General features: G+C 67.3%; 18 protein-coding genes and 1 pseudogene. 11 read left to right on the top strand and 8 right to left on the bottom strand.

Annotated features, from left to right (window positions below):
- Window positions 1-143 precede the first annotated feature (143 nt).
- From AB8P05_RS24750 to AB8P05_RS24735, 4 genes are all read left to right on the top strand, one after another.
- Window positions 144-1118 (top strand): C4-dicarboxylate TRAP transporter substrate-binding protein, encoded by a 975-nt coding sequence (locus AB8P05_RS24750; RefSeq protein ID WP_472760816.1) that lies wholly within the window; start codon window positions 144-146, stop codon window positions 1116-1118.
- 138 nt (window positions 1119-1256) lie between these two features.
- Complete coding sequence (locus AB8P05_RS24745; protein WP_455174970.1) at window positions 1257-1775, top strand: TRAP transporter small permease; 519 nt, start codon at window positions 1257-1259, stop codon at window positions 1773-1775.
- Complete coding sequence (locus AB8P05_RS24740; RefSeq protein ID WP_472760815.1) at window positions 1772-3049, top strand: TRAP transporter large permease; 1278 nt, start codon at window positions 1772-1774, stop codon at window positions 3047-3049. Before AB8P05_RS24745 ends, AB8P05_RS24740 begins: the two co-directional genes overlap by 4 nt.
- A 479-nt stretch (window positions 3050-3528) precedes the next feature.
- A complete protein-coding gene (locus tag AB8P05_RS24735; protein ID WP_472760814.1) occupies window positions 3529-3828 on the top strand; it encodes an endonuclease domain-containing protein in 300 nt (99 codons plus the stop codon).
- A gap of 51 nt (window positions 3829-3879) precedes the next feature.
- Here the strand turns inward: AB8P05_RS24735 and nirK are convergent, their stop codons facing one another.
- The 6 genes from nirK to AB8P05_RS24705 form a co-directional block, all read right to left on the bottom strand.
- Window positions 3880-4947: a copper-containing nitrite reductase gene (gene nirK / locus AB8P05_RS24730; protein ID WP_472760813.1), complete on the bottom strand. Its 1068-nt coding sequence runs from the start codon at window positions 4945-4947 to the stop codon at window positions 3880-3882.
- A 145-nt stretch (window positions 4948-5092) separates the two neighbouring features.
- Window positions 5093-5662 (bottom strand): molybdopterin adenylyltransferase, encoded by a 570-nt coding sequence (gene mog, locus AB8P05_RS24725; protein ID WP_472760812.1) that lies wholly within the window; start codon window positions 5660-5662, stop codon window positions 5093-5095.
- Between the two features lie 20 nt (window positions 5663-5682).
- A complete protein-coding gene (locus AB8P05_RS24720) occupies window positions 5683-7599 on the bottom strand; it encodes a nitric oxide reductase activation protein NorD (protein ID WP_472760811.1) in 1917 nt (638 codons plus the stop codon).
- Between the two features lie 218 nt (window positions 7600-7817).
- Window positions 7818-8627, bottom strand: a complete 810-nt coding sequence (locus AB8P05_RS24715) for an AAA family ATPase (RefSeq protein WP_472760810.1) — start codon at window positions 8625-8627, stop codon at window positions 7818-7820.
- A 73-nt stretch (window positions 8628-8700) separates the two neighbouring features.
- Entirely contained in the window at window positions 8701-10050 is a 1350-nt protein-coding gene (locus tag AB8P05_RS24710) for a cbb3-type cytochrome c oxidase subunit I (protein WP_455174965.1), read from the bottom strand.
- 13 nt (window positions 10051-10063) lie between these two features.
- A complete protein-coding gene (locus AB8P05_RS24705; protein ID WP_455174964.1) occupies window positions 10064-10516 on the bottom strand; it encodes a c-type cytochrome in 453 nt (150 codons plus the stop codon).
- Between the two features lie 220 nt (window positions 10517-10736).
- Between AB8P05_RS24705 and AB8P05_RS24700 the strand changes: the two genes are divergently transcribed.
- The 5 genes from AB8P05_RS24700 to AB8P05_RS24680 all read left to right on the top strand — a co-directional run bounded on the left by AB8P05_RS24700 (window position 10737) and on the right by AB8P05_RS24680 (window position 13827).
- Entirely contained in the window at window positions 10737-11351 is a 615-nt protein-coding gene (locus tag AB8P05_RS24700; protein WP_472760809.1) for a cytochrome c oxidase subunit 3, read from the top strand.
- An 11-nt stretch (window positions 11352-11362) separates the two neighbouring features.
- Window positions 11363-11665 (top strand): cytochrome C oxidase subunit IV family protein, encoded by a 303-nt coding sequence (locus AB8P05_RS24695; RefSeq protein WP_455174962.1) that lies wholly within the window; start codon window positions 11363-11365, stop codon window positions 11663-11665.
- 22 nt (window positions 11666-11687) lie between these two features.
- A complete protein-coding gene (locus AB8P05_RS24690; protein ID WP_455174961.1) occupies window positions 11688-11843 on the top strand; it encodes a hypothetical protein in 156 nt (51 codons plus the stop codon).
- Window positions 11844-12007: 164 nt separating this feature from the next.
- Window positions 12008-13180 carry an amino acid aminotransferase gene (locus tag AB8P05_RS24685; RefSeq protein WP_472760808.1) on the top strand — a complete coding sequence of 391 codons (1173 nt, stop codon included), beginning with the start codon at window positions 12008-12010 and terminating at the stop codon, window positions 13178-13180.
- Between the two features lie 17 nt (window positions 13181-13197).
- Window positions 13198-13827: a YitT family protein gene (locus AB8P05_RS24680; protein ID WP_455174959.1), complete on the top strand. Its 630-nt coding sequence runs from the start codon at window positions 13198-13200 to the stop codon at window positions 13825-13827.
- A 22-nt stretch (window positions 13828-13849) separates the two neighbouring features.
- Here the strand turns inward: AB8P05_RS24680 and AB8P05_RS24675 are convergent, their stop codons facing one another.
- Together AB8P05_RS24675 and AB8P05_RS24670 are read right to left on the bottom strand one after the other, a co-directional pair.
- A complete protein-coding gene (locus AB8P05_RS24675) occupies window positions 13850-14323 on the bottom strand; it encodes a YchJ family protein (RefSeq protein WP_472760807.1) in 474 nt (157 codons plus the stop codon).
- Between the two features lie 34 nt (window positions 14324-14357).
- Entirely contained in the window at window positions 14358-14999 is a 642-nt protein-coding gene (locus AB8P05_RS24670) for a TetR/AcrR family transcriptional regulator (protein WP_472760806.1), read from the bottom strand.
- Between the two features lie 126 nt (window positions 15000-15125).
- Here AB8P05_RS24670 and AB8P05_RS24665 point away from each other — a divergent pair, with 126 nt between their 5' ends.
- A complete protein-coding gene (locus AB8P05_RS24665) occupies window positions 15126-16208 on the top strand; it encodes an efflux RND transporter periplasmic adaptor subunit (RefSeq protein WP_472760805.1) in 1083 nt (360 codons plus the stop codon).
- A pseudogene (locus tag AB8P05_RS24660) lies at window positions 16205-19326 on the top strand (efflux RND transporter permease subunit). Before AB8P05_RS24665 ends, AB8P05_RS24660 begins: the two are co-directional and overlap by 4 nt.
- Window positions 19327-19337 lie beyond the last annotated feature (11 nt).

The raw sequence follows: 19337 nt of genomic DNA, 5'->3' as shown, positions 1-19337 counted from the left end.
TTCCCTTCCCTGCTGGAGCCCCCGAGATCCCGAGATCCCAGCGGCTGCCGGCAACCCGGCGTCGGGCCGAACACGCACCAGTCGAACGGCGGCATCCATGCCGCCGGCTGTCCAATTTTCTGGGAGGAAACGAGATGTCTGTGATGACGAAGACCGTGCGTGCGGTGCTGTTCGGTTCGGTGATGTCCCTGGTCTCGTTCGGCGCGTCGGCTGCCGACTATACGCTCAGCGTCAATACGGCGCTGTCGCAGCAGGATCCGCTCTACAAGGGCCTGGAGGAGTTCAAGGCCAATGTGGAGAAGCGGTCGGCCGGCAAGATGAGCGTCCGGCTGTTCCCCGCCTCGCAGCTGGGCAAGGACGAGGATCTGCTGGAACAGGCGCGGGCCGGTGCCCCCGTCGCGGTGGTGGTGGACGGTGGCCGGCTGGCCGTGTTCGTCAAGGAGTTCGGCGTTCTGGGCGCGCCCTACGTCGCCCAGGGCTATGGCGGCATCCGCAAGGTCGTGACCTCCCCGATGTTCGAGGAGTGGGTGCAGAAGCTGCGCAAGGCATCCGGCCATCAGGTGCTGTCCTTCAACTGGTGGCAGGGCGAACGCCACATGCTGACCAACAAGCCGGTGAAGGTGCCGGCCGACCTCAATGGCGTGCGCGTCCGCACCCCCGGCGCACCCGTGTGGATGGAGACGATCCGCGCCATGGGCGCCACGCCGACGCCGCTGCCCTGGTCCGAGGTCTACACCGCCATGCAGCAGCAGGTGATCGACGGCGCCGAGGCGCAGGACCCGGCCATCTACGGCTCCCGCCTGTACGAGGTGGCGAAATACCTGACCAAGACCGGCCACATCAACCTGATCACCGGCATCGTCACCAGCGCCGCCTGGTTCGACGGTCTGCCGAAGGACATGCAGACTCTGCTGCGCGAGGAAGCGCTGAAGGCCGGTGACAGTGCGTCGAAGGCGACCGAGAACTCGCTTGCCGACTTCGAAAAGCAGATGAAGGACAAGGGCATGCAGATCGTCGAAATCGACGTGGCGCCCTTCCGCACCGCCACGGCCCCGGTCTATGAAAAGCTGGGTTACGGCGAGCTGCACAAGCAGGTCGAAGCGCTCGTCAAGCAGTGACCGGCCGAACACCGGCCTCATGACCGGGGTGGGGGCACCCTATCCGGGCCGCCCCCGCTCTCCATTCCTGCAACCGACGCTCGCAGACTTCGTCCTCGGCGACGATCCCGGCGGGCCGGACCGGAGCACCCCCTTGCGATGAAATCCCTGTACGTCAAGGCGGAGGTGGCGTTGGCGACGACGCTGCTCGCCGTCATCGTCCTGCTGGTCTTCCTGGCCGGCATCAGCCGCTGGTTCGGCTATCCCCTGGTCTGGTCGGTGGACGTCGCCCAGCTGCTGTTCGCCTGGGCCAGCTTCCTCGGTGCCGACCTCGCATTGCGCAAGCATGCCCATATCGGCATCGATTATCTGGTGAAGCGCCTGCCGGCGCGGCCGCGCGCGATCCTGGACATCCTGCTGGCGCTGGTGGTGCTGGCCTTCCTGCTGACCATGGCGGTCAAGGGTTATCAGCTGACCATGCTGAACCTGGAGCGGCAGTTCGGCGACAGCGGAATCAGCTATGCCTTCGTCACGGCGGCGGTGCCGGTCGGCTGCCTGCTGCTGTCCTTCACCCTGCTGGGCCAGACCGTGGCCGCCATCGGCCGGCTGCGCCGGACCCCGCGCCCGATCTTCAACACGCCGTCGGAAGTTCCGCTCGCCGAGGAGGTGATGCCGTGATCCTGCTTGCCGTCACCTTCTTCACCCTGATGGGGCTGGGCGTTCCCATCGCCTTCGCCATCGGCATCGCCGGCTTCACCTTCTTCCTGACCAACGGCATCATCCCGATGTCGATCGGGGTGCAGCAGGTCGCCACCGCGTCGCAGAGCTTCCCGCTGCTGGCGGTCCCCTTCTTCGTGCTGGCTGGCCACATGATGAACCGGACCGGCATCACGCACCGGCTGATCGCCTGTTCGAACGTGCTGGTGTCCTGGATGTCGGGCGGGCTTGCCCAGGTCTGCATCGTGCTGTCCACGCTGATGGGCGGCGTGTCCGGCTCCGCCGTCGCCGACGCGGCGATGGAGGCGCGCATCCTGGGTCCGGATCTGATCCGCAGCGGCTATTCCAAGGGCTTCACCTCCGCCGTCATCGCGGTGGGCTCGCTGATCACCGCGACCATCCCGCCCAGCCTTGGCCTGATCCTGTACGGTTTCGTCGGCAACGTGTCGATCGGCCGGCTGTTCCTGGCCGGCATTGTCCCCGGTTTCCTGATGATGGCCGTGCTGATGGTCACCGTCTGGTGGATCGCCCGGCGCCGCGGCTATCGTGCCGCCACCACCCAGCGGCCGACCGCCAAGGCGGTCTGGACGGCGGTGGTCGATGCCAAATGGGCCCTGCTGTTCCCGGTGGCCCTGCTGGTCGCCATTCGTGGTGGCCTGTTCACCCCGTCGGAGGTCGGCGCCTTCGCCGTCATCTATGCAGTCGTCGTCGGCTTCTTCGCCCACCGGGAACTGACCATGCAGGGGCTGGTCGACGCGCTGGTGGAAGCGGTGACCGATACCGGCCTGATCATGCTGATCATCCTGTTCTCCGGCATGGTCGGCTACGCCATCGTCTTCGAACAGGCGCCGCAGAGCATCGCCGCGGCCATGACCGACCTGACGCGGGAACCGGTGCTGGTCGTTGCCCTGATCCTGTTCTTCCTGTTCATCGCCGGCCTGTTCATCGAAAGCACGGTGCTGGTGCTTCTGCTGACACCGATCTTCCTGCCCATCGTCCAACCGCTGGGCGTCGATCCCGTGCATTTCGGCATCCTGATGATGACCATCGTCACGCTGGGATCCATGACCCCGCCGGTGGGGGTGGCGATGTACACGGTGTGCAGCCTGCTGGACTGCCCCATCGAGGAATACATCGTCGAATCCATCCCCTTCGTCCTGGCGGTGGTGGCTCTGGTCGCGGTGCTGCTCCTGTGGCCCGGTCTGGTGCTGTTCGTGCCCAACGCGCTGATGTGAGCAGACCGGTAAATGTCACAGTGGGCCGGTCAACAAATCGCCTTGCGGTCTGCGCGAACCGGCCTATATAGGGTGTCGTACGCCAACAACAGAAAGGAGGTGATCTCGTGTCTCATTGTCCGTCTCACTCGTCGTCGAGCGCCATGGCCGAGGTCTCTTTCTTCGCGAAGGGGATTTCGGTCCGCTGAGGACTGCGCCGTGGTGTCGACGACACACGGATAGACAATGGAAGGGCTGCCGGCAACGGCGGCCCTTCTTTGTTTTTCCGGGGTTGGCCCTTGAATCCCCCTCTCCCCTTGCGGGAGAGGGGTTGGGGTGAGGGGTGGCAAGTTTATGCTTTCACCGACCTTCGGCCGGCCGCCCCCTCATCCCAACCCTTCTCCCGCGAGGGGAGAAGGGCTTTTCTTGCATTCAAGGGGTAGTTTCCCCACTGTATCTATATGAACGGCATTACCACCGCGCGTAGATTGCGAACTACTATGACCGATGCGGAGCGTCGGCTCTGGGCGCGGTTGCGCAACCGCCAACTTGCAGGCGCGAAGTTCCGGCGACAGTTCCCGATTGGTCCTTTCGTCGCCGACTTTGCCTGTCCTGAATGTCGATTGATCGTCGAAGCCGATGGCGGACAACACGCCGACAGCATTGCCGACACGCGCCGCACCGCATGGCTGGCGGAGCATGGCTGGCAGGTACTGCGCTTTTGGAACACCGATATCCTGACCTGCACCGACGATGTGTTGGCAACCATACTGGCAGCTATCGAGCAACAGGATAAGTAGAAAGCCCCTCTCCCCTTGCGGGAGAGGGGTTCTTTCCGCCCAACGTCACCCTCAGTGCTGCATCTCGCCCAACTGCTTGCGGGAGTCGCCGGTCTTGTCGAGGATGATGCTGTCGTCGGCCTTGCCTTCGACTTCCAGGATGCCGATCAGGCCCTTGGTGGCGCGGCTCAGCGCATGGTCGACCAGGGCGTATTTGCCGGGATAGTCGACCTTGAACTCCACCATCGTGGCGCCGCCAGGGGCGACGGTCACGGTCTGGATGCCCTTGGCCGGCTCGCTTTCCAGGCCACCCATGTTGTAGACGCGGTCGAAAATCTCACCGATGACATGGAAGGAGGAGGTCAGGTTGGGACCGCCGACGCCGAAATACAGGCGCACCGTCTCGCCGACCTTGGCCTTCAGCGGCTTGTCCTTGGTCAGCGCGCCGACCGTGCCGTTGAACACCAGATAGCTCGGACGCTCGTTGACGAGACCATCATAGTCGTCCTCGGCATTCGCCAGGTTCTTTGCCTTGGTGGCGTAGATTTCCTGCTGCATCACGTAGAACTCGTGATCCACCGGCGGCAGGCCGCCTTCCGGTTCCACCACGATCAAGCCGTACATGCCCTTGGAGATGTGGTGGGCAACCATCGGCGTGGCGCAGTGATACACATACACACCGGGGGTCAGCGCCTTGAAGGTGAAGGCCTTGGTCTGGCCCGGCTCCACCTGGGTGATCTGGCCGCCGCCGAGGAAGCCGGTCGCGGCGTGGAAATCGACGGAGTGGTTCATCGTCGATTCCGGCGCGTTGGCGATGGAGACGTCCACCGTATCGCCGACCCGCACCCGAACCATCGGGCCGGGGACCGTGTTGTTGAAGGTCCAGTAGGTGTAGGTGGTGCCGTCATCCAGCTTGGATTCGACTTCGGTCGTCACCAGCGAGACCTTGTGGGTCTTCGGCGCCCGCTTGCCGGCCTTTTCCGGGGCGGGCACCGCTGCCGGATCCATGACAACGCTGAGGGTGGGCTGCTTGACCTTCGGGTCGGCGTAGAGCGTGTCCGCCGCGGAAGCGGCACCGATACCGGACAGGACCATCAGGGCGGCGGCACTGACGGTGAGGAGGGAGCGCGAGGTCTTCATGGCGTCGTCTCGGGGTTTGTTTCTTGTGAGGTAATAATCATCCAAACCCCGAGGTCGTTTCTTGACCGTCGTCAAGTGAAAGGGTTGGGTGAAACTTTGTCGCAGCTCCTATTTATTTCCATGCAAACTATGAGGACTTCACTGTTCAGGATTTAGGCCGGAAAGCGACGCAAACGGCAGGGTCGGTTTCGATGCGGCCGGCGCCGATCAGATCCAGGCAATAGGGGATCGCCGGGAACACCGCCTCCAGGCAATCATGGATGGCGGACGGCTTGCCCGGCAGATTGACGATCAGGCTGCGGCCACGGATGCCGGCGGTCTGGCGCGACAGGATGGCGGTCGGCACCACCCGCAGGCTGACCGACCGCATCAGTTCGCCGAATCCCGGCATCATCTTGTCGCACACCCGCTCCGTCGCCTCCGGCGTCACGTCGCGCGGGGCGGGTCCGGTTCCGCCGGTGGTGACGACCAGATCGCAGCCGGCGACGTCGCACAGCTCGACCAGGGTGGCGGCGATCAGGTCCAGCTCGTCCGGGATGACCCGCGCTTCCGCGATCCAGGGCGAGGCGACGATGCGCGTCAACTCCTCGCGGATCGCCGGGCCGCCCTTGTCCTCGTAGACGCCGCGGCTGGCACGGTCTGAGATGGTGACGATCCCGATTTTCACCGGTGCGGGCTTCACCGGTGAGGGCGTCGCGGCATTCGCGTCGGTCATAATTCTTGGTCCTTACAGAGTCAGGCGGCGCAGGCGACCTGCCGGTACAGCGCCGGCAGCGCCTTGGTCAGGTGGGAGACCTGCGGGAATATGGCATAGGCGCCGCGTCCGAACAGATAGGGCACGTAATCGCGGGCCTGCGCATCGACGGTTATGGCGAAGACGGCCAGACCGTCGCGCCGCGCCTCACGGATGGCCTCGCGGGTGTCCTCGATCCCGTAGCGGCCTTCGTAATGGTCCACGTCGTTCGGCTTTCCGTCGGTCAGCAGGACCAGCAGCCGGTGACGGTTCGGCCGCTCTGCCAGCTGGGCCGACGCGTGACGGATCGCGGCCCCCATGCGGGTGTAGTAGCCGGGCTTCAGCGCGCCGATCCGGCGCGTGACGGTCGCCCCCAGCGGCTCATCGAAGCCTTTCAACGTCTGCACCCGCACCCAGTCGCGCCGACGCGAGGTGAAGGCGTAGAGCGCATGGTCGTCGCCGCAGGCGGTCAGGCCATGGGTCAGGGCCAGCAGCGCCTCCTTCTCCACGTCCAGCACGCGGCGGCCGTCGATCCAGCCGTCGGTGGACAGCGACCCGTCGACCAGCACCGCGACGGCGAGGTCGCGGGCGGCGTTGCGGGCCTGCTGATGCACGCGGTCGCTGCCGCATCCGCCGGCCCGGAAATCGGCCCGGCTGCGCACCAGGGCGGTCAGGTCCAGCTCGTCGCCGTCGGCCTGCCCGGTGAACAGCATACGTTTCGGGCGCAGCGCCTCGAACTGGCGGCGGACCTGCCGGATGCGACGGAGCGCCGCATCGTCGGGCTGCCAGGACTCGCCTTCGGCCGGCGCCGTTTCCGCCACCACCCGGCAATGGTCGCGCAGAAGGGTCCGGCGGCGGTGGTCCCATTCGGGATAGGTCAGGGTCGCCGCCAGCGGCGTGTCGTCGACCGCTTGCGCACCCAAGTCGAGGTCGAGCTTCAGCGTGGTCGCGGCCTTGCGCTGGTGCGTGCCGACGGCGATCTCGTCCAAATCGTCGGCGGCCTTGCGGGCGTTCTCCGCATCATCGTCGTCGACCGCGCGCGGGATGTTCAGCGCCTCTGCAAGGCTCAGCATCTTCTCGAAGCGGTTCAGGATCAGTGGGTCGTTGCGCTGGATCTGGTCGGTCTGCCGCCGGGTCGCGGCACGTCGGCGCTGGTCGCCCTCCGCCGCCTGCCCGCCCTCGCCCGGGCTCTCGGCCGCGGCGGCGAGCGAGCGCTCGTTCGGCGGCGCCACCAGCCCCCACAACGGTACCGGCAGCAGGTGGGCGTAGCCGTAGGGGGCGGTGAAGTCCGACAGCGGGATCGACGGGGCGAGCATCCGCGCCGCATCGGGCGTCGCGGCGCCGGCACCGAGCAGCGCCAGGACGGCGCGCTCCACGTCGGCCTCCACCGGCGGCAGGCGCCGGGCCGGACGGATCGCGGCGACGGCGCGGGCAAGCTCCTCATGGGGGCGGCGCAATCCCGGCCAGCGGGTCAGCACCGCCGCGGTGGTCGCCGCGGCGGTGCGCAGTAGCTGCAGGTCGGCCCGCAGCGGATCGGCGGGCAGTGCCGCCGCTTCGGCATGGGCGAAGAAGGCGGCCAGCCATTCATACAGCCGCTCGTTCAGCACCGGGTCGGGGAACAGGTCGATGGCGGCCGGCAATTGCAGGACATCCCCGTCGAGCGCCGCCCGCTCCACCCGCTCCGCCCCCAGCCCGATGCGGTCGAGCAGCGGCAACCGGTGCCCGGAAACCGCCGCGGTGCCGGCGGCCAGCCGCACCCCGCGATCGCCGCCGAGCGCGCGGAAGAACACGGCCAGCCGCGGGCGCATCGTCTCCAGCGTCACCGCCGCGTCCGGATGGTGCGGATGGCTCGACCGCCCGCCGATCAGGCGGTGCCACAATCGGCCGACGGTCTCTTCCGGCTCGAAGATTTCCAGCATGATGCGCACACTCCCAGATGCCGGACGCTACGGATCGCCCTCTCCCGCCCCGGGAGAGGGAGGGGACCCGCCGCAATGCGGTGGGGAGGGTGAGGGGGCGTCCAAGAATTCCGAACCGCATGGTTCCGTGCCTCACCCCTCACCCTTCCCATGCTCCGCATGGGCCCCTTCCCTCTCCCGGGGCGGGAGAGGGGATCTCGCTTTCCCCTTAAGCCACCCTACCCCAGCGTGACCTCGGCCACGCGCAGCAGGCCGGCTCGGATGTCCGGGTCGTCGGTCAGCGGCTCGATCAGGGCGGCGCGGATGGCGCGTTCGGGCTTCATGCCGGAGCGGATCAGCGTGGCGCAGTAGATCAGCAGGCGGGTCGAGACGCCCTCCTCCAGATCCTGGCCCTTCAGCGCCCGCAAAGCGTTGGCGAGGCGGACCAGCGGAGCGACGCGGTTTTCCGGCAGGCCGCTCTCGGTCGCAACGATGGGGATCTCGCGCTCGGGCGCCGGGAAATCGAACTCGACAGCCAGGAACCGCTGGCGGGTGCTGGGCTTCAGCGCCTTCAGGACATTCTGGTAACCGGGATTGTAGGACACCACCAGCATGAAGCCAGCCGGCGCCTCCAGAGTCTCGCCGGTGCGGTCCAGCGGCAGGATGCGGCGGTCGTCGGTCAGCGGGTGCAGCACGACGGTGACATCCTTGCGCGCCTCCACCACCTCGTCGAGGTAGCAGATGGCGCCCTCGCGCACCGCGCGGGTCAGCGGCCCGTCCGCCCAGACGGTGTCGCCGCCCTTCAGCAGGTAACGCCCGGTCAGGTCGGCGGCGGTCAGGTCGTCATGGCAGGACACAGTGTAGAGCGGCCGGCCGAGCTTCGCCGCCATGTGGGCGACGAAGCGGGTCTTGCCGCAGCCGGTCGGCCCCTTCAGCAGCAGCGGCAGCCGGTGATGGTAGGCGTGCTCGAACAGCGCGCACTCGTCGCCGGTCGGCTGATAGAAGGGCAAGGAGACGGACGGGTGGATGGCAACGGCGGCGTCGGGCATCGCGGCGGAACTCCAAAAAGACGGCCCCTGCGTGCATCGGACGGCCGACGGAGCGCAGGGGCCGGAGGGGACGTCACTCGGCCGGCTGGTAGCTGGCTGGGATCGAGGCGGGCCGCTCCTCGCGGGCCGGACCGAAGATGGCGTAGAGGTAGACCAGCACGCCCACCGCCACCGCGACGCCGGCGCCGAGCCGCATCCAGTAGAACAGCGCGATCTGGGCCTGCACCTCCATGTAGTCCATGCCCAGCACGCGCTGGAGATGGGTCTGCACCACGCCGGCCACGGTCAGGGCGAAGGTCATGAAGGCCATGCCGCCGCTCATCAGCCAGAAGCTCCACATGTTCAGGATCTGGTTGTAGGGCTGCCGGCCGCGCAGATAGGGCATGGCATAGGTGATGATGGCGAGGTTGATCATCGCATAGGCGCCGTAGAAGGCGAGGTGCCCGTGCGCCGCCGTCACCTGGGTGCCGTGGGTGTAATAGTTGATCGGGGCCAGCGTGTGCAGGAAGCCCCACAGCCCGGCGCCGAAGAAGGCGAACACCGCGCAGCCCAGCGACCACAGCATTGCCGCCTTGTTCGGGTGACGCCGGCCGCTCTTCCACACCATCATGAAAGCGAAGACGACCATGGTGAAGAAGGGGGCGACTTCCAGCGTGGAGAACAGCGAGCCGATCCACTGCCAGTAGCCGGGCGTGCCGATCCAGTAATAGTGGTGGCCGGTGCCGAGGATGCCGCTGAACAGGGCCAGCCCGACGATGGCGTACAGCCACTTCTCGACCACCTCGCGGTCGACGCCGGTCATCTTGATCATCAGGAAGGCGAGGATGGAGGCCAGCACCAGTTCCCACACGCCCTCGACCCACAGATGGACGACGTACCACCAGTACATCTTGTCCAGCGACAGGTTGGACGGGTTGTAGAAGGAGAACAGGAAGAAGATGGCAATGCCCCACATGCCCACCAGCAGGATGTTGGTGATGACCGTGCGGCGGCCTTTGATGACCGTCATCGTCATGTTGTAGAGGAACATCAGCGCGACGACGACGATGGCGCCCTTGATCCAGGTCGGCTGTTCCAGGAACTCCCGCCCCTCATGGATGCGGAAGACATAGCCGACCACGGCCGCCAGCGCGCCGAAGACGAACAGGCCGAGCTGGATCAGCGCCAGCTTCGGACTGTGCAGCTCTGTCTCCGACTCCTCCGGGATCAGGTAATAGGCGGCGCCGAAGAAGCCGATCAGCAGCCAGACGATCAGCGCGTTGGTGTGGATCATCCGGAGAACGTTGAAGGGCAACAGCTCCGACAGCGTGTTGGGCAGGACATAGACGACCCCGGCCAGGAGACCCACCAGGATCTGCACACCGAACAGTCCCATGGCCGCCGCGAAGTAATAGAGGGCGACTTTTTGCGATTCGTACTTCATGACGGAAATCTCCTCAGCCCGAGAGCTTGGGCGGCCAGTTCTGGGTGTTGATCCGGCTGGTCCATTCCAGGAAGGCGGCCAGATCCTCGACCTCGCCGTCGGTCAGGTTGAACTGGGGCATCTGGCGCCGCCCCTCGATGCCGGTCGGCTGCGCCGCCATCCAGCCCTTCAGGGCCAGCACGGCGCTTTCGGGGTCCTTGTCGCCGCCGTAGCGCAGCCAGACATTGCCCAGCTCGGGGGCGAAATAGGCGCCTTCACCCAGCAGCGTGTGGCAGTTGATGCAGGAGTTCTTTTCCCACACATGCTTGCCGCGGGTGACGGCATCGGACAGCGTCTTTTCGTCCGTGCCGGTCTTGACGATGTAATTGTGGCTGAGCGCCGTCAACGCGACGAATGTCGCGAAGAAGAACAGCGATCCGCCATAGAAGATGTTGCGCGCGGCCGCCTTGGTGAAGCGTTCGGTCATCGCTCGGGATCCCTGGCAATCTCGAATTTTCGTCGAGTGGGGTCGGTTCGGAGGGCGTTGGGTGCGCGAGGCCGGGGGCCGGAAGCCGGGCGTCGCAGCGTCTTACCGCCACGGGTCGGGCGAATAATTGACCGTGGCAGGAGGGCATTCCTTGACCGCGGTCAAGCCGGCCCGGGAGGAGCGGTCCTATCATTCGCATACATGATGACAAGGATCGGACATGGCCGACGTTGAGATGACGGGCCGGGGCATGACGGGCCGGGAGATGACGGCTCCGCAGGACCGGCCCGGCGGGCTTGCAGCCCTCCCCGGCAACCTGATGATGTGGATTCTCATCTTCAGCGAGCTTGCGGTGTTCGGCGCGGCCTTCCTGGGCTTCGCGGTCGCCCGCGTGCTGGATCCCGCCACCTTCGCCGCCGGGCAAGTGCATCTGAACGGCACGCTGGGGGCGGTGAACACCATGGTGCTGGTCACCAGCGGCTATCTGGCCGCCCGTGCCGTCGCCGCCGGACGGCGGGGTGCGTCGAAGCGGGCGAGGTGGGCAATGACGGGTGCCGCCGCGGTCGGGTCGGTGTTCCTGGCAGTCAAGGCCGTCGAGTATTCGGCGACGCTGGGCGCCGGGCTGACCATCGACAGCGACGGCTTCTTCACCCTCTATTTCCTGCTGACCGGCTTCCACGCCCTGCATGTCGTGCTGGGCATCGTCATCCTTCTTCTGGTCGCCCGCTCCGGTCCGGAAACGCTGGTGGAGAATCTGGAGACCGGGGCCGCCTTCTGGCACATGGTCGATCTGGTCTGGGTGATCCTCTATCCGCTCGTCTACCTGATCCGCTGAGGAGACCGGTCATGAGACTGCCCAAGACGATCGACCGGCTGACGCTGTCCTGGCTGGTGCTGATGGCGCTGACCGCCGTCACCCTGCTGTTCGCCCGCCATGGCGACGCCGGCGGCGGGGTGGGTATCGCCGGTGCGGCGGCGCTGCTGGCGCTCGCCGTGGCGAAGGGGCGGGAAATCCTGCTGCATTACCTGGAACTGGACCATGCCGGCTCTGGGTGGCGCCTGCTGATGACGGGGTGGCTGGTGCTGCTGTGCGGCGCCATCCTGCTGGTCACCGCCGCCGGGGCGCTGGGCTGGATCGGCCCGAACTGACGAACCTCAAGGACGACGGACAATGACAGAATTCAAGCTGGGGCTGCTTCTGGCCAGCATTGCAGTGATCGTGTTCGCGGCGGCGCTCTACCGCCAGCGGGCGCTTGGGCGCAACGGGCTGGTGACTGCCATCGCCGCCACCGTCGCGGTGTTCGCCGCGATGTTCTTCACACAGTGACCGCCGCACGGCGGCAATGCGCCGCGGCAATGCGCTGTTGAGATCTTCGACATTGTCCGCGGGGCCGCAAAAGTGGAGGATCGCCGCGGCCGGGCCGGTTTCCCGTCATCGGGGACTGCCCGCCGTCATCGCCTCTTCCATCTGCAAGGACCGGACGAACCGCCATGTTCAATGCGCTTTCCCGCCAGCCCGACGACGCCCTGCTCGCCCTGATCGGGCTGTACAAGCAGGATCCGCGGCCGGGCAAGGTCGATCTCGGCGTCGGGGTCTACCGTGACGAGGAGGGGCGCACCCCGGTCTTCCGCGCGGTCAAGGCGGCCGAACGCCTGCTGCTCGACGGGCAGGACAGCAAGTCCTACCTGGGGCTGGAAGGCGACGCGCTGTATCTGGAGCGTCTGTGGTCGCTGGTGGGCGGCGAGGCCGGCACGAAGGTGACGGCGGCCGGCGTGCAGACCCCCGGCGGCTCCGGCGCGCTGCGTCTGGCCGCCGACCTGGCCTTGCGCGGCGGGTCGAAGCGCGTGCTGGTCGGCCAGCCGACCTGGCCGAACCATATCGGCATCTTCGCCGCCGCCGGGCTGGAGGTGGTCGGCCATCCCTTCTTCGACACCGCCGGCCAGACCGTTCTGTTCGACAATATGGTTGCGGCCTTCGAGGCGGCGCAGCCCGGCGACGTCGCCCTGCTGCACGGCAGCTGCCACAACCCGACCGGCGCTCCGCTGTCGCTCGACCAGTGGAAGACCCTGGCGGCGGTGCTGGAGACGCGCGGCGTGCTGCCGCTGGTCGACCTCGCCTACCAGGGCTTCGGCCGCGGGCTGGACGAGGATGCGGAGGGGCTGCGCCACCTGATCGGCGCGGTTCCGGAGGCGCTGGTCGCCGTGTCGTCCTCCAAGTCCTTCGGCCTCTACCGCGAGCGCACCGGCGCCATCTTCGCCGTGTCGGCGACCCAGGCCCCGGCCGATCTCGCCAAGTCGAACCTGATGGCGCTGGCCCGCACCAGCTATTCCATGCCGCCCGACCATGGCGCCGCCGTGGTCCGCACCATCCTGAGCGACGCCGCGCTCACCGCCGACTGGACGGCGGAGCTGGACGGCATGCGCGCCCGCATCACCGGCATCCGCCGCAAGCTGGCCGCCGGCCTTGCCGGCACCTTCCCCGCCCTGACGGCGGTGGCGGAGCAGGAGGGCATGTTCTCCCTTCTGCCGCTGACCGAGGCGGAGGTGCTGCGCCTGCGCGCCGACCATGCCATCTACATGCCGACCTCCGGCCGCATCAACATCGCCGGCCTGAAGACGGCCGAGGTGGACGATGTGGTCGCGAAGTTCGCCGCCCTTCGCTGATCGGGGAGACGAGCAGGATGGCCGCGACCCTCCAGGCCCCGCCCGCGGCGGTGGAGCGTCACCAGCTGTATGAAGATGCGCTCGCCATGCTGATGGGCACGCTGTTCATCGCGCTGGGCATGCTGATCTATTCCAAGACGATGCTGCTGACCGGAAGCACCGCCGGGCTGGCTCTGCTGCTGAGCTATGTCACCAAGGTTCAGTTCGGCATCATCTTCTTCGTCATCAACCTGCCCTTCTACTGGCTGGCGTGGAAGCGGCTGGGCTGGAAATTCACCGCGCGCACCTTCATCGCGGTGGGGCTGGTGACGATCTTCTCGCGCCTGACCGACCAGTGGGTGGGCTTCGCCCATCTTGACCCGGTCTATGCGACGGTGGTGGGCAGCGGCCTTTGCGGCACCGGCCTCCTGATGCTGTTCCGCCATCGCACCGGGCTGGGCGGCGTCAACATCCTGGCGATCTACCTGCAGGAACGCCACGGCATCCGCGCCGGCTATTTCCAGCTGGGCGTCGATCTGGCGATCCTGGCCGGCGCCTTCTTCGTGCTGGCGCCGGACCGGCTGCTGCTGTCGGTCGTGGGGGCGGCCATCGTCAACCTGACGCTGGCGATCAACCACAAGCCGGGGCGGTATCTGGGGATGAGCTGAGGTTGGGCTGCGGGCGTTGAGGTCACCGCCCGCAGCAGGCCTTGTGCTTGCGCCCCGAACCGCAGGGGCATGGATCGTTGCGGCCGACCTTCACCACGCGGCGCGGCGGATCCTTGGGGTTCAGCACGCTGTCGACATAGAGCCAGCGGCCATCGACCCGGCGGAAGCGCGACCGCTCATGCACCGGCCACTCCTCCCCGTCGCGGCGGAAGGTCAGGAAGAACTCGACCATGCCGTCGTCGCCGTTCTCTTCCGCCTTCATGACGGTCAGCGGACCCCATTCGCATTCCTGCGCCACGCGGACGGCATCGTCACGGCTGAAGCCGGCGCGGGTCTCCGGTGCGCAGCTGTGCTCGATGTGGTCGATGTCGTGTCGGACGAAGGCGGTGTAGCGGGACCGCATCAGCGCTTCCGGACCGGCCGCGGGCTCCCCCGCCAGGATCGGGCCGCAGCAGAGGTCGAAGGCGCGGCCGGAACCGCAGGGGCAGGCGGACATGGACAGGCATTCCATTGCGAAAGATCGGAACCGGCTATCGTGTAGCAGGTGCCACGCCCCGCAGGAACAGGTCGATCGCCTTGTCGACGAAGGCGTAGCGTTCCTCCTCCGTCGGCTGGGGGCAGAGGCCGAGCACCAGCTGGCAGTATGAGCCGCCCTGCAGGACTGCCAGGAACTGACGGGCGACGAAGGCCGGATCGTCGGTCGCAATCACGCCGCGGTCGGCCAGCCGGGTGAACAATGCGACGAAATTGGCGATGCCCTGCTCCGGCCCCGCCCGGAAATAGAGCTGCGCCGCCAGCGGCATCCGCGTCGCCTCCCCCGCCACCGACTGGTGGACGCGGATCGCCGCCTCCGACCAGATCAGATCGACGAAGCGGCGGCCGACCTGGACCAGGACCTCGCGCAATGGCATGCCGTCGAACATCTCCGGCGCGAAGCGCAGGCCGCGGCGTTCGCATTCGGCGGAGATCACCGCCGTATACAGCTCCTCCTTGGACGGGAAGCGGGTGTAGAGCGTGGTCTTCGACACCCGCGCCTGCTGGGCCACCTGATCCATCGAGGTCGCGGCGTATCCAAGCTCCAGAAACACCTCCCGCGCGGCGGCAAGGATCTGCTCCGCCTTCGCATCGTGGGACGCGGGCGGGTGGGACGCTTTCTGTTCCAATGACTGCACTGAACTGTACCGTTCACTCTTGACGTTGCTCGGATGCCAGAGTAGGACGGTAGCAGTACGATACAGTCCAGTCCAGTGGGGAGACGTGGTATGGCCCGATTCCGCGAAAGACGGTTTGCATCCACCGTGACGGCGACCGCCGCCATGCTGACGGTGGCGGGCCTGCTGACCGGCTGCAACGAGACGCATTCCGCCTCCACCCCTGCCGAAGCGGCGGTCAGGCCGGTCCGCGTCGCCACGGTGGCGCTGGAGCCGCTGGTCGACAGCGTGCGCTACCCGGCGGTGATCCGCCCGCGGGTGGAGGCCGATGTCGGTTTCCGCGTCGCCGGCAAGGTCACCGCCCGGCTGGTGGAGGTCGGCACCCGCATCGAACCCGGCATGCCGCTCGCCCGCCTCGACCCCACCGATCTTCAGCTGCAGATTCGCGCAGCACAGGCGCAACTCGCCTCGGCCCAGGCCGACGCGGCCAATGCGCGCAGCGACTTCCAGCGTTACGCCAGCCTGCGCCAGGGCGAATGGACGACCCGCCAGGAATATGACCGCCGCAAGACCACCCTCGACAAGGCCGAATCCAAGGTGCAGGAGGTGGAGGCGCAGCTGCGCGTCCTCAACAACTCCGCCCAATATGCCACGCTGGTGGCGGACGAGGCCGGCATCGTCACCGCGACCTTGATCGAGCCGGGACAGGTCGTCGCGGCCGGCCAGACCGCCCTGCGCGTCGCCCGGCTGGGATCGCTGGAGGCGGTCGCCAACATCCCCGAACAGCAGGTGGCCGCCCTGCCCCGCCAGACTCTGTCGGTCGAGTTGTGGTCCCACCCAGGCCAAAGCATCGCCGGCAGCTTGCGTGAGGTCTCGCCCAGCGCCGACGCCAGCACCCGCACCTTCCAGGCGAAGATCGCGCTGGCCGATCCGCCGCCGACGGTCCAGCTTGGCATGACAGCGACCGTGACCGCCGCGGCCGATCACGGGGCGCCCGTCGCCCGCCTGCCGCTCAGCGCGCTGACCCAGCGCGAGCAGAAGCCGGCGGTCTGGGTGCTGTCCGCGCCCGACGACCGACTGGAACTGCGTCCGGTCACCGTTGCCGCCTATGCCGGCGACCTCGCGCTGATCGGCGGCGGGCTGAAGGACGGCGAGCGCGTCGTCACCGCCGGCGTGCACAAGCTCGATTCCGGGCAGAAGGTCCGCGTCTGGACGGAGCCGGCGCGATGAACCACTCCCGCATGAATCTGTCGGCCTGGGCGCTGGCGCACCGCACGCTGGTGCTGTTCATGATGCTCGCCAGCGTGCTGGCCGGCGCGCTCGCCTACATGAATCTGGGCCGGGCGGAGGATCCGTCCTTCACCTTCAAGGTGATGGTGGTCCGCACCCAATGGCCGGGCGCCACCGCGCGCGAGGTGGAACAGTTCGTCACCGACCGCATCGAGAAGAAGCTGGAGGAGGTGCCCTACTACGACGTCTCCCGCAGCTATTCCAAGCCCGGCGAGTCGGTGGTCTTCGTCCAGCTGAAGGACTACACCCCGCCGAAGATGGTGGCCGACCTGTGGTATCAGGTCCGCAAGAAGATCGGCGACATCACCTATACGCTGCCCGACGGCGTGATTGGTCCCTTCTTCAACGATGAATTCGGCGACGTCTATTCCGCCATCTACGGCTTCATGGGCGAGGATTTCACGCCGGCCCAGCTGAAGAAGGTGGCGGAACAGGCGCGCGCCCGCCTGCTGAAGCTGCCGGGCGTCGAGAAGATCGACCTGATCGCCCCGCAGGAGGAGCGCGTCTATGTCGAGATCTCCAGCCAGCGGCTGGCCAGCTTCGGCCTGCCGGTGGAATCGGTGATCCAGGCGCTGCAGCGCGAGAACGCCATCGCCGCCTCGGGCGATGTCGATACCGGATCGCAGCGGGTCTATGTCCGCCTCGACCTCGGGCTCGACACCGCCGCGGCTGTGCGCGCCATCCCGGTGGAGAGCGGCGGCCGGCTGCTGACCATCGGCGACGTGGCGGAGGTCAAGCGCGGCTATGTCGAGCCGCGCCGCTACACCCTGCGCTACAAGGGGCGCGACGCCATCGGGCTGGGCGTCGTCATGGCGAAGGGCGGCAACGTGCTGAAGCTGGGCGAGCAGCTCGACGCCGCCATGGAGAGGGTCAGGGCGGAGCTTCCGGTCGGGCTGGAGGTGGCGCAGATCGCCGACCAGCCGACGGTGGTGGAAAACTCGGTCGGCGAGTTCATGAAGTCGCTGGCGGAAGCGCTGGGCATCGTCATCCTGGTCAGCCTCGTCAGCCTGGGCTGGCGCACCGGCATCGTCGTGGCGCTGGCCGTGCCGCTGGTGCTGGCGATGACGCTGGTGGCGATGCAGATCCTCCACATCGACCTGCAGCGCATCTCGCTGGGCGCCCTCATCATCGCGCTCGGCCTGCTGGTGGACGACGCCATCATCGCGGTCGAGATGATGGTGGTGAAGATGGAGCAGGGTTGGGACCGGTTGAAGGCCGGAGCCTTCGCCTACACCTCCACCGCCTTCCCGATGCTGAGCGGCACAATCGTCACGGCGGCGGGCTTCGTCCCCGTCGGATTCGCGGCGTCCGCGGCCGGCGAATACACCAACTCCATCTTCTGGGTGGTGGCGCTGTCGCTGATGCTGTCCTGGGTGGTGGCGGTGATCTTCACCCCCTATCTCGGCTGGCTCCTGCTGCCCAAGCCCAAGCATGTGGTGCCGGACGGGCACGAGCTGGACATCTACGACACCCGTGGCTACCGCATCCTGCGCCGCATGATCGAAGCCTGCGTGCGGGCGCGCTGGGTCACCATCGGCGTGACGGTGGCGGCCTTCGTCACGGCGCTGGTCGGCTTCGGCCATGTGCAGCAGCAATTCTTCCCCTCCGCCAGCCGCCCGGAACTGCTGATCGACATCCGCCTTGCCGAAGGTTCGTCCTTCGAGGCCACCGCCGCCGAGGTGAAGCGGATGGAGGCGGTGCTGGCCAAGGACCCGGACGTTGATTACTGGGTCGCCTACACCGGCGGCGGCTCCCCCGCTTCTACCTGCCGCTCGACCAGCAGTTGGAGACTGCCAACTTCGCCCAATTCATGGTGATGACCAAGGGGCTGGAGGAGCGCGAGAATTTCATGCAGCGGCTGGAGCCGACGCTGGAATCCGACTTCCCCGCCGCCCGCGTCCGCATCAGCCGGCTGGAGAACGGCCCGCCGGTCGGCTATCCGGTGCAGTTCCGCGTCACCGGCGACGATCCGGCGACCATCCGCAAGATCGCCTATCAGGTGCGCGACACCATGCGCGGCCACCCCAACACCGCCAACGTCCATCTGGACTGGGACGAGCTGTCCAAGCGCGTCCGGCTGGAGGTGGACACCGCCAAGGCCCGTGCGCTCGGCGTGTCGAAGCAGGACCTGTCCAACGCCCTGCAACTGCTGCTGAACGGCATGTCGGTCACCCAGTACCGCGAGGGGACGGAACTGATCGGCGTCCTGCTGCGCACCACGCCGGAGGAACGGGCCGACCTGTCGCGCCTGGGCGAACTGAACATCCGCACCAGCCGCGGCACCACCGTGCCGCTGAGCCAGGTCGCCAGCGTCCGTTACGAGCTGGAGGAGCCTGTTCTGTGGCGCCGGGGCCGCGAGACGACGATGACCATCAAGGGCGACGTCACCGGCGGCCTGCAGGCTCCGGTCGTCAGCACCCAGCTGAACGGCCAGCTGAACGCGCTCCGTGCCACTCTGCCCGACGGCTATGCCATCACCATGGGCGGCGCCATCGAGGAAAGCGCCAAGGGCCAATCCTCGATCAACGCCATGATGCCGCTGATGCTGCTGATCATGGTCACCACGCTGATGCTGCAGCTGCAGAGCTTCTCGCGCGTGTTCATGGTCCTGCTGACGGCGCCGCTGGGGCTGATCGGCGTCACCGCGTCGCTTCTGCTGTTCAACCTGCCCTTCGGCTTCGTCGCCATGCTGGGCGTCATCGCGCTGGCCGGCATCATCATGCGCAACTCGGTCATCCTGGTCGACCAGATCGAGCAGGACATCCGCAGCGGCCGGTCGCGCTGGGAAAGCATCGTCGAGGCGACGGTGCGCCGCGCCCGTCCCATCGCGCTCACCGCCGCCGCGGCGATCCTCGCCATGATCCCGCTGACGCACAGCGTCTTCTGGGGTCCGATGGCGGTCGCCATCATGGGCGGTCTGGCCGGCGCCACCGTGCTGACGATCTTCTTCCTGCCGGCGCTCTATGCGGCGTGGTTCCGCGTGCCCCGGCCGGAGACGGAAGAGGCGGAGGACCGCGGGGTGAACGGCGCGCTGCCGAATCCGGCGCTGGGGGATTGATGTCGGGGGGA

This window comes from Azospirillum sp. VT-I1, assembly GCF_055698305.1.
The sequence above is the reverse complement of the archived record's forward strand: the minus strand, read 5'-3'. Positions and strand labels throughout refer to the sequence as shown.